This window comes from Hydrogenophaga sp. (genome assembly GCF_011772445.1).
Classification (GTDB): Bacteria; Pseudomonadota; Gammaproteobacteria; order Burkholderiales; family Burkholderiaceae_C; genus Hydrogenophaga.
On the sequence record NZ_WVZN01000024.1, the window covers coordinates 1 to 14,402 of the forward strand.

The window sequence follows — 14,402 nt, forward strand, 5'->3', positions numbered from 1 at the left end:
TGTTTGGAGTTCTAACCTAGGTCCATTATCTGGATCGGGGACAGTGCATGGTGGGCAGTTTGACTGGGGCGGTCTCCTCCCAAAGCGTAACGGAGGAGTTCGAAGGTACGCTAGGCACGGTCGGACATCGTGCTAATAGTGCAATGGCATAAGCGTGCTTAACTGCGAGACTGACAAGTCGAGCAGATGCGAAAGCAGGACATAGTGATCCGGTGGTTCCGTGTGGAAGGGCCATCGCTCAACGGATAAAAGGTACTCCGGGNNGCTGTAGCCGGTCCCAAGGGTATGGCTGTTCGCCAATTAAAGTGGTACGTGAGCTGGGTTTAAAACGTCGTGAGACAGTTTGGTCCCTATCTTTCGTGGGCGCAGGATATTTGAGGGAGCCTGCTCCTAGTACGAGAGGACCGGAGTGGACGCACCTCTGGTGTACCGGTTGTCACGCCAGTGGCATTGCCGGGTAGCTAAGTGCGGAAGAGATAACCGCTGAAAGCATCTAAGCGGGAAACTCGTTCCAAGATGAGATCTGCCGGGGCCTTGAGCCCCCTGAAGGGTCGTCGTAGACCACGACGTTGATAGGCTGGGTGTGGAAGCGCAGCAATGCGTGGAGCTAACCAGTACTAATCGCCCGTGAGGCTTGACCCTATAACTTTGATGTCACCATCAAAGGCAAATGCAACGATATGCCATCGTTGTTCGCAATCAAATGACACGCTGATGTGATCCGCCCCGAAAGAAGGCCGATCCGACTCTATGAATTCGCCTGGCTGAGCAACAAGCAGCCAGGATACCCGTTATGCCTGACGACCATAGCAAGGTGGCCCCACTCCTTCCCATCCCGAACAGGACAGTGAAACGCCTTTGCGCCGATGATAGTGCGGATTCCCGTGTGAAAGTAGGTCATCGTCAGGCTCTTATCCCTCAACCCCCCTCCGCGAAACGGTGGGGGGTTGTTTTTTTGGCTCCGGCCGGAGAAAAAGTGCTCGGCGTACGCTGGAATTTAGTGGTTGAGAATCCAGTCGCCCGCCATCACCAAGGCCCCCGTTTGACTCAGGTCCTTCAGCACGGCTTCGAGTATTTCAGGCGACGATTGCTTCCTATCAATGCTGGCGATTCGCGTGAAGTAATCGGAGCAATCGAACCACGTTTGTAATTCCTTTCGCTGAATTCGTTGCAATTCAAGTAGCTTGAATTTGACTAACACCTTGAGCGCGTGCCATCGATGTTTGGCGGGGTCGCTCCTGAATTGCAGTAGCCGGCTGCGGGCGCGGCCGAGCGCAGTTGGAATCTCCAAGTCTTGAAACGGGGGGCCATGCCCTGGGATGACGACTGATGGCGCCAGTGCTTCAATGAGATCCAGCGTGTCCGCCACCTCATCAAACGCGTCGGCACCATCGAGTTCAGGGAACACGACGCCGAAGCCGTTTTGCCATAAGGCGTCACCTGAGATCAGAATGCCTCGACTCGACTCGTGCAGAAGAATGGCGTGGGGGTCGTGCCCTGGCGCCGCGTGCGCCGTCCAATGCAGGCGCCCAATCTGGAGCCGATCACCTGGCTGGATGAGATCGTCGTAGTCGAAGCGTGGACAGAACTGCCCCGTCGGCACATAGGTCAAGGCGACCGGATCCCATTCGCGAACCGCTGCCGCCTGCCCAGGAGGAATGCCGATGCGCACCTGCGGCCAAGCGTGACGGAGAGCGGCGTTTCCGCCGCAATGGTCGCTGTGCAAGTGGGTGTTCACCACGCGTGCAAGCGGCAGGCCCTCGAGCGCCTCGCGAATGAGGGCCACGGTCTGGTCGGCGTGCTTGGCGTAGCCGGTATCGACGACCAAGCCGTCTGTTTCCCCGCGCATCACGACGTTGTTGGCGGACAACCAGCCACGTTCAAGAACCGTGATGCCAAGGTCCGCGAGTCGTGCGCCAACTGTCGGTTGCAGTGCTGGTGTGATGGGCGTCGTCATGCGCGATTGTGTGACGGGCAGGCCCGTCAAGGGTTCGAACGGGAGAGCTCGTCGGCGAGGCGGTGGCAGGCGTCTGTCAGCGGAGCGTCAAACAGGGTGTCGATCCATTGCGCCTCCCGTTGCGCGATGGTCGCCAAGAACGACGAAGCGTCGCCAAGCGCGGTGAACGCATCGAAGCCGCTCTCCAGAAAGTGCTGCAAAGCATCCAGGCCCGCCGCATTGGCGGGCTTGCGCATCATGCGCAGACCCAGGCGCAGCGAGCGCATTCGGGTCAGCCGCTGCAATTCGGCACCCATGTGTTGCACGACGGCCAACTGGCGTTCACGCTCCCCGCGGGCGCCACAACGGCGCCAGGACACGACGTAGCGCTCAGCGTTGCTGGTGTCCGCAGGAAGGTCCTGCCAGTGGCTGGCCAAGGCATGGTCGAGTGTTTCGGTGAGCGCATGCATTTCCGCCAGGTCCACCGCGAGTTGACCGACGGCGGCGGGAAAGAGGTGTTCAATGGCGCCGGCGATACGTCCGAACTGCTCATCCCGATGAGAGAAGTCGTGTTCACCGTACAACTCATCAAGAAAGAACCGTACCGCGGGCCGGGTGCGAGTATGGCCACTGAGGTCGCTGTACGTGCCCTGAAATCGTTGGGCCTGGAGTCGCTTCACGGCGTGAACCGCCGCCAGCCGATCGGCGTCCGCGGCTTGCGTGCGCAGACTAGCCACCTGTTGAAGGTGGTGACGGATTCGGGCAGCGAAGCTGTTGTGGGATGTCATGGCGAGAACCCGGCGTTATCAGCGGCGATGAGGGCCGATGACGTGAGATAGTTGGCGCATGCACGAAGCGATGCCACATCCTACCCCCCGATCAGTGCTGGCCGACCTGCAACGCATGCTGGTGATCGGAGGCGTGCTGGCCTTGCTGGGCGCCGCGGTGCTATGGGGCAAAGGGCACCCGGTCGCAGCGCTGCTGGTGGCGATCGTGGTCTTGTTCGGATACGCAGGGGCGCTGGGCCTTGAGTTCGCGCTGGCGGCATGGGTGAATCGGCGTGAAGCGGCCGCCACCACGACGCTGGGCGCCTGGTGGCGCGCCTGGTGGCGGGAGGTGCGCGTGGCACCGCAGGTCTTCGCTTGGCGACAGCCGTTTCGCTGGCAGGCGCTGCCGGACAGCGAGGCTCCCCTGAAGGGCGCCGCGGTGGTGCTGGTGCATGGCTTCGTGTGCAACCGCGGGTTCTGGCTGCCCTGGTTGCGGGCCTTGCGCGAGCGAGGCACGGCGTACGCGACGGTCAATCTCGAGCCCGTGTTCGGTTCGATCGATGCCTATGTACCGCAGGTCGAGGCCGCCATCCGGCGGGCCGAGCGGCTTGGTGATGAGAAGCCTGTTCTGGTCTGCCACAGCATGGGCGGGCTGGCGGCGCGGGCCTGGCTGGCGGCGGACCCCCGCAACGCTGAGCGTGTACAGTGGCTGATCACCATCGGCAGTCCGCATCGCGGCACCTGGATCGGGCGTTTCAGTCGCGTGGCCAACGGCCGCCAGATGCGCGTGGACTGCGACTGGCTGTGCCAACTCGCGGTGCGCGAGCGCGAACAACGCGGCGATTCGCCATACGCGCAGTTCGTTTGCTGGTACGCCGACACCGACAACATCGTCTTTCCGGCGTCCACCGCCACACTACCCGGTGCCGACAACCGGCTGGTGCCGGGCGCGGCCCACGTGGACCTGGCGTTTCACCCCAAAGTAATGGGCGAGTCGCTGGCGATGCTGGCGTCGGCCGGCAGTTCGCCGAGCGAGCGCACGGACCCGTAGATCGGCGTGAAGTCGGGCGCCGTCATTTCGAAGAGTTGCTCGAAGCTCTCGATGACGAAGTAGGTGGCCTGGTAGTCGTCGATCTTGTAGCGGGTGCGCATGCAGCGCACCAGGTCGAGCGCGATGCGCTGCGCGCGCGGGCTGGTGACACTGTGGCGCAGCTCACCCGACGAGCTCAGGATGCCGGCGCCATACGCGCGCAGGCCCTGCGGCTCGCGGATCAAGCCGAATTCGATGGTGTACCAGTACAGGCGCGACAGCAGTTCGCCGGCGCCGAGGTCGTGCGCCTTCAACCCGCCTTGGCCGTAGCGTTGTACGTAGTCTGCGAACACCGGGTTGAACAGCAGTGGCACGTGGCCGAACAGGTCGTGAAAGACGTCGGGCTCGACGATGTAGTCGAACTCCTCCGGCGAGCGGATCCAGTCGGTGACCGGGAAGCGCCGGTGCGCCAGCAGATCGAAGAAGGGCCGCTCGGGGATCAGCCCCGGCACGGCCACGATCTCCCAGCCGGTGGCCGGGCGCAGGCGTTCGTTGATCTCGTCAAAGCGCGGGATGCGGTCGCGCACGCCCAGCGCGGGCAGAGCGTCGATGAAGGCCTGCGACGCCAGACCGGGAAGCAGGGCGCTCTGGCGCTCGTACAGCCGGCGGTAGGTGTCGTGGTCTGCCTCGGTGTAGGCCGCCCAGTTCTGTGGGCAGGTGTAGTCCTCGCGGGCGCGCGAATAGTCGCCGCGCGGCGGGCGCTCGCTGGCGCCGTAGACGACGGGTTCGACGGCCATGGTGGTCCCCGCGAAGCTCAAGCCTTCTGCAGCACGCCGCGGCGCATCTGATCGAGCTCCATGGTCTCGAACAGGGCCTTGAAGTTGCCTTCGCCGAAGCCCTGGTTGCCCTTGCGTTGGATGAACTCGAAGAAGATCGGGCCGAGCTGGTTCTCGCTGAAGATCTGCAACAGCAGTTCGCCGGGCGCGCCGTCCACGAGAATGTTGCGCTGCTTCAGCGCCTCGATGTCCTCGGCCAGGTTCGGAATGCGCTTGGGCAGCAGCTCGTAATAGGTCTCGCTGGTATTGAGCAGCTTCACGCCCGCCATCTGCAGCGCGTCCACCGTGTCGTACAGATTGGTCGAGCCCATGGCAATGTGCTGGATGCCCTCGCCGTGGTAGCGGTCCAGGTACTCCTGGATCTGGCCCGACTTCTCGTTGCCTTCTTCGTTGATGGGGATGCGGATCTTGCCGCAGGGGCTGGTCATGGCCTTGCTCTTGAGGCCAGTGGCCTGTCCCTCGATGTCGAAGTAGCGCACCTCGCGGAAGTTGAACAGGCGCTCGTAGAAGTCGGCCCACTCGGCCATGCGGCCGCGGTGCACGTTGTGCGTGAGGTGGTCGATATAGGTGAGGCCATGGCCCACCGGGTTGAGCTCGGCTCCCGGCAGCGGTTCGAAGTCCACGTCGAAGAAGCCGATGTTGCCGATTTCGCCGTCCTTGGCGCCATTCTTGCCGCGCCAGCGGTCGATGAAATAGATGATGGAGTCGCCGATACCCTTGATGGCCGGGATGTTCAACTCACCGGGGCCGGCCTGGCCCGCATAGCCCCAGGCGCCCAGCGAGATGGCCCGTTCGTAGGCCGCCTTGGCATCCTTCACGCGGAAGGCGATGGCGCAGACGCTGGGCCCGTGCAGGCGGGCGAAACGCTGCGCGAAGCTGTCGGGCTCGGCGTTGATGATGAAGTTGATCTCGCCCTGGCGGTACAGGGTCACGGCCTTGTGACGGTGCCTGGCGATCGCCTTGAAGCCCATGCGTTCGAACAGCGCGCCCATGGCCACCGGGTCGGGTGCGGCGTATTCGATGAACTCGAAGCCATCGGTCCCCATCGGGTTGTCCCAGGTCTGAAAGGCGGTGGCGGAAGCGGGCAGGGCGGCGTTCATGGCGGTTCCTTCGTGGGTTCTGGGGATGGGCCACTGTATCGATGCAGCGTGTCACGATTCCGGCGTATTGGGGCGTGCCATTCGTCCAAGACGCAGGATTCATGCACAATGAACTTCATGGAAGCCTTGGATAAGCTTGATAGAGCCATCCTGCGCAGCCTGCAGGCAGACGGACGCGCCACCTACGACCAGGTGGCCGAGACCGTGGGCCTGTCGGCCAGCGCCGTGCTGCGCCGCGTGCGCCGCCTCGAGGAGGCGGGTGTGATCGCGCGCTACGTGGCCCTGCTGCGGCCCGAGGCCGTGGGCCTGGGCCTCACGGCCCATGTGAACGTGCGCCTGGAAAAACACGCCGAAGGCAACAAGCGCAACCCGATGGATGAGTTTCGGGCCAGTGTGATGGCCTGGCCCGAGGTGGTGGAGTGCGTGGCCCTGACCGGCGACATGGACTACCAGCTGCGCCTGGTGGTGGCCGACATGGCGGCCTATTCGCGATTCATGATGGACACCTTGCTCAAGCACCCCAGCGTGCAGGACTGCAAGACCAGCTTCGTCATGGACCGGGTCAAGAGCACCACCGCGCTGCCGCTCTGAGCGCTCGCTGCGCTTGCGGCCGATCCCCGGGCGTGCCAAGCTTGGGACTTTCGCCCCGCACCACCGCGTCTCGATGGCCACGCCCGCTCCCAAGACCCCGCGCGACGCCCGTGCCGACACGGCCACGGTGCCCATTCGTGCGCTTGACGATGGCCACCGCGTCCAGATCGCGCAGCATCTGCTCTCGCTGGACCAGTCCGACCGCTACCTGCGCTTCGGCTACGCCGCCACCGATGAGCAGATCCGACGCTACGCCGAGCGCATCGACTTCGACCGCGACGCGGTCTTCGGCATCTTCAACCGGCGCCTGCACCTCATCGCCATGGCCCACCTGGCGTTCTCGGTCGACCCCCAACTGCGCACCTGCGCCGAGTTCGGCGTGTCCGTGTCCAAGGCCTCGCGTGGCAAGGGCTATGGCAGCCGCCTGTTCGAGCGCGCCGTCGTGCATGCGCGCAACGAGGGCGTCTCCCAGCTCTTCATCCACGCCCTGTCCGAAAACACGGCCATGCTCAAGATCGCGCGCAACGCGGGCGCCGTGCTCGAGCGGGCCGGCTCCGAGACCGAGGCGCACCTGCGCCTGCCGCCCGCCGACTTCGATTCGCGCGTCAGCGAGATGCTCGGTGAGCAACTGGCCGTGACCGACTACCACCTGAAGGCCCAGGCCAAGCAATTCTGGGGAGTGATCCGCCTGCTGCAGGAGATCCGCCAGGGCGTGCGCGACGCCCGCGACCGCGTGCGCGGCTGAGAGGTCGCGCCGGCCGTGTCGCCGGCTTGCGTGGGGTTTGGCCCTTCAAACCCATGGGGTATCCTTGCCCGTTGTTACAACCACCGTCCTCCCCAGTGGCCGACCACCCACCCAGTAGCGGGCCGCAGCGCGGCCTGCGGCTTCCCGACAAACGCGGATTCCTGCAAAAGCTCGCCGAGTTCCTGCACCCCGGGCCGGACTCCAAGGACGAGCTGATCGAGACCCTCGCCGACGCCGAGGACAACGACATCATCAACGCCGAATCGCGGGTGATGCTCGAAGGCGTGATCCGCATCGCCGACATGACCGCTGGCGACGTGATGGTGGCTGCGCCGCGCATGGACATGATCGACATCGACGCGCCCTACGACGCGCTGCTGCACCTGGTGATCGACACCGCGCACTCGCGCTTCCCGGTGTACGAGGGCGAACGCGAGAACATCATCGGCATCCTGTTGGCGAAAGACCTGCTCAAGCTGCAGCGTTCGCCTTCGCTCAACATCCGCGCCCTGCTGCGTCCGGCCACCTTCGTGCCCGAGAGCAAGGGCCTGAACGACCTGCTGCGCGAGTTCCGCGGCAACCGCAACCACCTGGCCATCGTCATCGACGAGTTCGGCGGCGTGGCCGGCCTCATCACCATCGAGGACGTGCTCGAGGAAATCGTCGGCGAGATCGAGGACGAGTTCGATGTCGACGAAGACGCGGGTGACATCTTCGCCCTGGCCGACAGCACCTGGCGCGTCAGCGGCGACACCCCGATCGAACGCCTCAACGAAGCCTTCGAACTCCACCTGTCCGACGAGGACTTCGACACCATCGGCGGTCTCATCGCGCACACCATGGGCCACGTGCCCAAGCGCGGCGAGGTGCACGAACTCGAGGGCCTGCGCTTCACTGTGCTGCACGCCAAGGGCGGCGCCGTGAAGTGGTTCAAGGTGGCGCCGGTGCCCACCGAACCCTGACTCCCCTTTCCCCTGCCCACGGCCCATGCGCAGCCTCTTCGGATCGCTCCACACCCCCTCGAGCTTTCATCCCATGACGCGCCGCCCCCCCGGGCGCGGGTCGCGGCTGGCGGGTTTCCTTTTCTTCTGGATCTGCCTGGCGGGCGGACTGGCCCAGGCCGCCGCCATCGCCTGGCCCACCGCGGCCTGGGCGCCACCGGGCCTGGCCTTGGGGCAGCCCAGTGGCTGGCTGCAGATCGTCTCGCTGGCCTTGCTGGTCTTCGCCTTGCAGTTCGCCACGCGCGTGGGCCAGGCCATGTGGCGCGGCTGGCTGTTCTCCACCGCCTGGCTGGCCGGCAGCTTCTGGTGGCTGTTCATTTCCATGCACACCTACGGTGGCCTGCCGGCCTGGCTGGCCGCGCTCGCCGTGCTGGCGCTGGCTGGCGCGCTGGCGCTGTACTACGCCCTCGCCGTGGGCTTCCTGTGCGCCTGGGCGCCCATGGCGCGCAGCGCGCAGGCCTTGATGTTCGCCTCCGCCTGGACCCTGGCCGAGCTCGCTCGCGGCCAGCTCTTCACCGGCTTCCCCTGGGGCGCGGGCGGCTACGCGCAGGTCGATCTGATGGCCCCCTGGGCGCCGCTGGTGGGTGTCTATGGCATGGGTTTCCTGTCGGCCATACTGGCCTATGTGCTGGCCTCCATCGTCACCGGCGCGGCGCAGGCCTTGCTGGCCTGGATGCGCAAGCCCGTGCGGCCGGTGCCCGTGCGCAACGCCGGCGGCGGGGTCTACGTGTCCACCCCCACACCCCGCGTGCAGGCGCGCACCTGGACGCCGTTGAGCCTGGCGCGTGGCGTGCTGAGCTGGCTGGTGGTGGTGTTGCTGGTGTGGAGTTGCCTCGGCGGTGGCGAGCGCTGGCGCGGCCTGGGTCAGGCCGAGACCGCCAGCACCGGCCCGCTGCGCGTGTGGCTGTTGCAAGGCAATATTCCGCAGGACCAGAAGTTCGTGCCCGGTACTGGCGTGGCGCAAGCGCTTGACTGGTACCCGCGCCAGATGCTGGAGGGTGTGGCCGCCGCCGGCGCTCGTGCCGACGGGCCGCAACTCGTGGTGGCGCCCGAGACCGCCGTGCCCCTGCTGCCCGAGCAACTCGGGGCGGCGTTCTGGCAACCGCTGCTGCAACCCATCGCCGATCAGACCGGCCCCCAGGCGGCGGCCGTGCTCACCGGCCTGCCCCTGGGCAGCCTGGAAGCCGGCTACACCAACTCCACCTGGGGCTTCACGCCCGCGGCCGCGCGCCGAGCGCTGGCCAACGCCCAGTCGCCCGAGGTGCACCGCTACGACAAGCACCACCTCGTGCCCTTCGGCGAATTCATCCCGCCCTTCTTCCGCTGGTTCACCCAGATGATGAACATCCCGCTGGGAGACTTCGCGCGCGGCGCGCTGCCGCAGCCGCCCTGGAGTTGGGCGGGCCAGCGCATCGCGCCCAACATTTGCTACGAGGATCTCTTCGGCGAGGAAATCGCCGCCGGCTTCGCCACCGCCGAGGGGGCGCCCACCGTGCTGGTCAACCTCAGCAATATCGCCTGGTTCGGCGACTCCATTGCCATCGACCAGCACCTTCAGATCTCGCGCCTGCGCGCGCTGGAGTTCGGCCGACCCATGCTGCGCGCCACCAACACGGGCGCCACCGCCGCCATCGACCACCGCGGCGTCGTCACGCACCAGTTGCCGCGCCTGGAGCGCGGCCGGCTGGAAGCGGTGGTGGAGGGCCGCAGCGGCCTCACGCCGTACGCGCAGTGGGCGGCGCGCTGGGGCCTCATGCCGCTGTGGGTGGTCTGCGGCGCGCTGCTGCTGGTCATCGCCTCGCTGCGCCACCTGGGCCGCCGGGGCGGACGCACGCGCCGCCGCTGAGTCACGGGCGGGCAAGACCCCGCCCCGTAAAATCGCGCATTCCTCCGGTGCCGCCGCCCGCGCGGCGCGCCGCGATCCCCGACAAGACCTTTCCTTCCGCCGGCCCGCGCGCGCGGGCCTCACGCGCATGTTGACCTTCCAGCAAATCATTCTCACGTTGCAGACGTACTGGGCCAACCAGGGCTGCGCCCTGCTGCAGCCCTACGACATGGAGGTGGGCGCGGGTACCAGCCACACCGCCACCTTTCTGCGCGCCATCGGTCCCGAGCCCTGGAAGGCCGCCTACGTGCAGCCCAGCCGCCGCCCCAAGGATGGCCGCTACGGCGAGAACCCCAACCGCCTGCAGCATTACTACCAATACCAGGTCGTGCTCAAGCCCGCACCGGCCAACATCCTCGAGCTTTATCTGGGTTCCCTCGAAGCGCTCGGCTTCGACCTGAAGAAGAACGACATCCGCTTCGTCGAGGACGACTGGGAGAGCCCCACGCTGGGCGCCTGGGGCCTGGGCTGGGAGGTCTGGCTCGACGGCATGGAGGTGACGCAGTTCACCTACTTCCAGCAGGTCGGCGGCATCGACTGCCGTCCCGTCACTGGCGAGATCACCTACGGTCTGGAGCGCCTGGCCATGTACCTGCAGGGCGTGGACAACGTCTACAACCTCACCTGGACCGATGGCCTGAGCTACGGCGACGTCTACAAGCAGAACGAGGTCGAGCAGTCCACCTACAACTTCGAGCACAGCGACGCCGACTTCCTGTTCACCGCCTTCGCCGCGCACGAGAAGCAGGCGAAGCACCTGATGGCCGAACAACTGGCGCTGCCCGCCTATGAGCAGGTGCTCAAGTGCGCGCACAGCTTCAACCTGCTGGACGCGCGCGGCGCCATCAGCGTGACCGAGCGCGCCGCCTACATCGGCCGCATCCGCAACCTCGCGCGCAGCGTGGCCCAGAGCTACTACGAGAGCCGCGAGCGCCTGGGATTTCCCATGGCACCGCGCGAGTGGGTGGCCCAGATCGAGAAAAAGGCCGCCTGAGCCGGGAAGAGAAGAACAACGATGTCCGCACAGAACCTGCTCGTCGAACTCTTCGTCGAGGAACTGCCGCCCAAGGCGCTCAAAAAGCTCGGCGACGCCTTCGCCACCGTGCTGGCCAACAGCCTCAAGGCGCAGGGCCTGGCCCCGGCCGACGCGGCCGTGACGGCCTTCGCCTCGCCGCGCCGCCTGGCCGCGCACGTGGCGGGCGTGCTCGCCAAGGGCGTCGATGAGCCAACGAAAAGCAAGCTCATGCCGACGACCGTCGCGCTCAAGGACGGACAGCCAACGGAAGCCCTGCGAAAGAAGCTGGCTGGTATGGGGCGAGCCCATCTCGCCGACCTGTGGCCGCAGGCGGTTGACGGCCCCGACGAACTGGTCGTTGAAGGCGACGGGAAGGCTGAGGCCGTTTACTTGAAGAGTCTGGCGAAAGGTGTGTCGCTTGGCGCAGGGTTGCAGAACGCGCTTGACGATGCCATCAAGCAACTGCCCATTCCCAAGGTCATGACCTACCAGCTCGAGTCGGGCTGCGATCTGCCGGGCTGGGACAGCGTGCAGTTCGTGCGGCCCGCGCACGGCCTGGTGGCGCTGCACGGCGCCGACGTGGTGCCGGTGAAGGCGCTCGGTCTCGACGCAGGCAGCAGCACGCACGGCCACCGCTTCGAGGCGGCGGTGGATCCGGTCCCGCTGGCGAATGCCGACACCTACGCCGACACGCTCGCGAAGCGCGGTGCCGTGATCGCCTCCTTCGCCGAACGCCGCGCCGAGATCGTGCGCCAGCTCGCGTCCGCTGCCGAGCGGGTGGGCGGCGGTTGCCGGCCCATCGAGGACGAGGCCCTGCTCGACGAAGTGACCGCACTCGTCGAGCGCCCGAACGTGCTCGTCTGCGAGTTCGAACAGCAGTTCCTCGACGTGCCGCAGGAATGCCTCATCCTCACGATGAAGGCCAACCAGAAGTACTTCCCGCTGCTCGACGCCCAGGGCCGCCTGACCAACAAGTTCCTCGTGGTCAGCAACATCAGCCCCACCGACGCCAGCGCCGTGATCGGCGGCAACGAACGCGTGGTGCGCCCGCGCCTGGCCGACGCCAAGTTCTTCTTCGACCAGGACCGCAAGAAAACGCTCGAATCGCGCGTCGAGGGCCTGGGCAAGGTGGTCTATCACAACCAGCTCGGCACGCAGGGCGAGCGCGTGGAGCGCGTGCGCGCCATCGCGAAGGCCATTGGCCAGCAACTGGGGGGCGACGTGCTCGCCAGGCAGGCCGACACGGCCGCGCGCCTGGCCAAGACCGACCTGCTCACCGACATGGTGGGCGAATTCCCCGAGCTGCAGGGCGTCATGGGTGGCTACTACGCGCGCCACGACGGTCTGAGCGAAGACATCGCCTTCGCCATCGAGGACCACTACAAGCCGCGCTTCGCGGGTGACGCGCTGCCGCGCAACGCGGTGGGCACCGTGGTGGCGCTGGCCGACAAGCTGGAAACGCTGGCCGGCATGTTCGGCATCGGCAACCTGCCCACGGGCGACAAGGACCCGTTCGCGCTGCGCCGGCACGCGCTGGGCGTGGCGCGCATGCTCATCGAGGGCGCGCTGCCGCTGCAGTTCCACGAACTCACGCGCCTGGCTTTCTCCGTGTTCCCGGCCGGCCGCTTGCAGGACACCGTCGTACCGCTCGACGAATTCCTCATCGAGCGCCTCAAGGGGTACCTCAAGGACGGCGGCTATTCCGCAGCCGAGGTCGACGCGGCGCTGTACGCGCAGCAACTCGGTCTGTGGTCCACGGTGCCACGCCGCTTGGCCGCCGTGCGCGAGTTCCAGGCCTTGCCCGAAGCCCCGGCCCTGGCCGCCGCCAACAAGCGCATCGGCAACATCCTCAAGAAAGCCGACGAAGCCGGGGACAGCGTCAACGCCGACCTGCTCAAGGAGCCCGCCGAGCGCGCCCTGTTCGACGCCATGCGGGCCACCGTGCCCGGCGCCGACGCGAAGTTCGAAGCCGGCGATTTCACCGCCAGCCTGCAGGCACTGGCCGCGCTGCGCGCGCCGGTGGACGCCTTCTTCGACGGCGTGATGGTCAATGCCGAGGACCCCGCGCTCAAGGCCAACCGCCTGGCGCTTCTGCGGCAACTGCACCGCGCGATGAACCGCGTGGCCGATCTCGCGCGACTCGCGGCATGATCGCGGCATGAAGCTCCTCATCCTCGACCGCGACGGCACGCTCAACCGCGGCCGCGACGACAAGGTGGCGTCGCCGGACGAGTGGGAGCCGCTGCCCGGCGCGCTCGAGGCCGTCGCACGGCTCAACCACGGTGGCTGGCGTGTGGTGCTCGCCACCAACCAGTCGGGCATCGGCCGGGGCCTGTTCGACATGGCCTCGCTCAACGCCATCCACCTGAAGATGCACCGGCTGATGGCCGCCGCCGGCGCGCGCGTGGAAGCCATCTTCATCTGTCCGCACGCCCCCGAGGACGCCTGCGGCTGCCGCAAGCCCGCGCCCGGCCTGTTCCACCAGATCGGCGCGCGCTTCGGCGTGCCGCTGGCCGAGGTGCCGGCCGCCGGCAACTCGCTGCGCCACGTGCAGGCGGCGGCCGCCGCCGGTTGCGCCACGCACCTGTTGCTTACCGGCCAGTCGGCCGCGCTGGGCACCCAGGCCGCCGCGGCCATGCCCGGCCTGCCCCCGGGCACCCAGGTCCACGCCGACCTCGGCGCCTTCGCCGACTGGCTGCTGGCCCAGGTTCCGCCCGCGTCCAAGCTTCCCGCCTGAACAAGCCCGCATGATCGCCGTCAACTTCCTGCGCTCCGTCCTGCACCTGCTGGTGATGGTGATCACCGTGATTCCCTGGGCGCTGGTGGTCATCGCCGCCTCGCCGTTCGTGAGCAGCACCACGCTGTACTGGATGTGCGCCAACTGGCTGCGCGTGGCCGTGCACAGCGGCACCTGGATCCTGGGCATCCGCAACCGCGTCACGGGGTGGGAGAACCTGCCCGTGGGCAGCACCGCGCCGGCCGTGCTGCTGCTCAAGCACCAGTCCACGTGGGAAACCTTCGCCATGCCCACGCTCATGCCGCACCCGCTGGCCTACGTGTTCAAGAAGGAGCTGCTCTACGTGCCCTTCTTCGGCTGGGCCATGGGCCGCCTGGACATGATCCACATCGACCGCAGCAAGCGCACCCAGGCCTTCAACAAGGTGGTCGAGCAGGGCCAGAGGCTGCTCGACCAGGGCACCTGGGTGATCATGTTTCCCGAAGGCACGCGCATTCCGCGCGGCGAGAAGGGCACCTACAAGACCGGCGGCACGCGCCTGGCCGTGGCCACCGGCGCGCCGGTGATCCCCATCGCCGTCAGCTCGGCCAAGTGCTGGCCGCGCAAGGCCTTCATCAAGCGCCCCGGCGTGGTCGACTTCTCCATCGGCAAGCCCATTCCCAGCCAGGGCCGCGAGGCCGACGAACTCATGCGCGAGGTCGAGGCCTGGATCGAGGGCGAAATGCGGCGCCTCGACCCCGAGGCCTATCGCTGAACCGG

Annotated in this window: 13 protein-coding genes and 2 rRNA genes; 11 read left to right on the plus strand and 4 right to left on the minus strand. The window is 66.8% G+C overall.

What is annotated here, in order from left to right; genetic code table 11:
- Both GTO19_RS10555 and rrf read left to right on the plus strand, forming a co-directional pair.
- Nucleotides 1–642, plus strand: a 23S ribosomal RNA gene (locus GTO19_RS10555); the annotation flags it as partial.
- 154 nt (nucleotides 643–796) lie between these two features.
- Nucleotides 797–909: ribosomal RNA gene (rrf, locus tag GTO19_RS10560) — 5S ribosomal RNA — on the plus strand.
- Nucleotides 910–997: 88 nt separating this feature from the next.
- On the opposite strand, the gene GTO19_RS10565 is transcribed toward rrf, so the two are convergent.
- The gene (locus GTO19_RS10565; RefSeq protein WP_291020894.1) at nucleotides 998–1,957 is read right to left on the minus strand and encodes an MBL fold metallo-hydrolase; all 960 of its coding nucleotides are present in this window, start codon (nucleotides 1,955–1,957) and stop codon (nucleotides 998–1,000) included.
- A gap of 26 nt (nucleotides 1,958–1,983) precedes the next feature.
- On the minus strand, nucleotides 1,984–2,724 hold the full coding sequence (locus GTO19_RS10570; protein ID WP_291020895.1) for a hypothetical protein: 741 nt from the start codon (nucleotides 2,722–2,724) through the stop codon (nucleotides 1,984–1,986).
- Between the two features lie 94 nt (nucleotides 2,725–2,818).
- On the opposite strand from GTO19_RS10570, the gene GTO19_RS10575 reads away from it, so the two are divergent.
- Nucleotides 2,819–3,754 (plus strand): alpha/beta fold hydrolase, encoded by a 936-nt coding sequence (locus GTO19_RS10575; protein WP_291020896.1) that lies wholly within the window; start codon nucleotides 2,819–2,821, stop codon nucleotides 3,752–3,754.
- Here the strand turns inward: GTO19_RS10575 and phhA are convergent.
- Both phhA and hppD read right to left on the minus strand, forming a co-directional pair.
- Nucleotides 3,676–4,530: a phenylalanine 4-monooxygenase gene (gene phhA, locus GTO19_RS10580; protein ID WP_291020897.1), complete on the minus strand. Its 855-nt coding sequence runs from the start codon at nucleotides 4,528–4,530 to the stop codon at nucleotides 3,676–3,678. The two genes, GTO19_RS10575 and phhA, sit on opposite strands and share 79 nt — an antisense overlap.
- 17 nt (nucleotides 4,531–4,547) lie before the next feature.
- On the minus strand, nucleotides 4,548–5,669 hold the full coding sequence (gene hppD, locus GTO19_RS10585; RefSeq protein WP_291020898.1) for a 4-hydroxyphenylpyruvate dioxygenase: 1,122 nt from the start codon (nucleotides 5,667–5,669) through the stop codon (nucleotides 4,548–4,550).
- A 117-nt stretch (nucleotides 5,670–5,786) separates the two neighbouring features.
- Here hppD and GTO19_RS10590 point away from each other — a divergent pair, with 117 nt between their 5' ends.
- From GTO19_RS10590 to GTO19_RS10625, 8 genes are all read left to right on the plus strand, one after another.
- Entirely contained in the window at nucleotides 5,787–6,260 is a 474-nt protein-coding gene (locus tag GTO19_RS10590) for an Lrp/AsnC family transcriptional regulator (RefSeq protein ID WP_291020899.1), read from the plus strand.
- Nucleotides 6,261–6,333: 73 nt separating this feature from the next.
- Entirely contained in the window at nucleotides 6,334–7,005 is a 672-nt protein-coding gene (locus GTO19_RS10595) for a GNAT family N-acetyltransferase (protein WP_291020900.1), read from the plus strand.
- 95 nt (nucleotides 7,006–7,100) lie between these two features.
- Nucleotides 7,101–7,967: an HlyC/CorC family transporter gene (locus GTO19_RS10600; RefSeq protein WP_291020901.1), complete on the plus strand. Its 867-nt coding sequence runs from the start codon at nucleotides 7,101–7,103 to the stop codon at nucleotides 7,965–7,967.
- Nucleotides 7,968–8,040: 73 nt separating this feature from the next.
- Nucleotides 8,041–9,852, plus strand: coding sequence for an apolipoprotein N-acyltransferase (lnt, locus tag GTO19_RS10605; protein WP_291020902.1), 1,812 nt, complete (start codon nucleotides 8,041–8,043; stop codon nucleotides 9,850–9,852).
- 127 nt (nucleotides 9,853–9,979) lie between these two features.
- Nucleotides 9,980–10,885, plus strand: a complete 906-nt coding sequence (gene glyQ, locus GTO19_RS10610; protein ID WP_291020903.1) for a glycine--tRNA ligase subunit alpha — start codon at nucleotides 9,980–9,982, stop codon at nucleotides 10,883–10,885.
- A 21-nt stretch (nucleotides 10,886–10,906) separates the two neighbouring features.
- Entirely contained in the window at nucleotides 10,907–13,057 is a 2,151-nt protein-coding gene (gene glyS, locus GTO19_RS10615) for a glycine--tRNA ligase subunit beta (RefSeq protein WP_291020904.1), read from the plus strand.
- 7 nt (nucleotides 13,058–13,064) lie between these two features.
- Nucleotides 13,065–13,643 (plus strand): D-glycero-beta-D-manno-heptose 1,7-bisphosphate 7-phosphatase, encoded by a 579-nt coding sequence (gmhB, locus tag GTO19_RS10620; protein WP_291020905.1) that lies wholly within the window; start codon nucleotides 13,065–13,067, stop codon nucleotides 13,641–13,643.
- A gap of 10 nt (nucleotides 13,644–13,653) precedes the next feature.
- Entirely contained in the window at nucleotides 13,654–14,397 is a 744-nt protein-coding gene (locus GTO19_RS10625; protein WP_291020906.1) for a 1-acyl-sn-glycerol-3-phosphate acyltransferase, read from the plus strand.
- The last annotated feature ends 5 nt before the right edge of the window (nucleotides 14,398–14,402 follow it).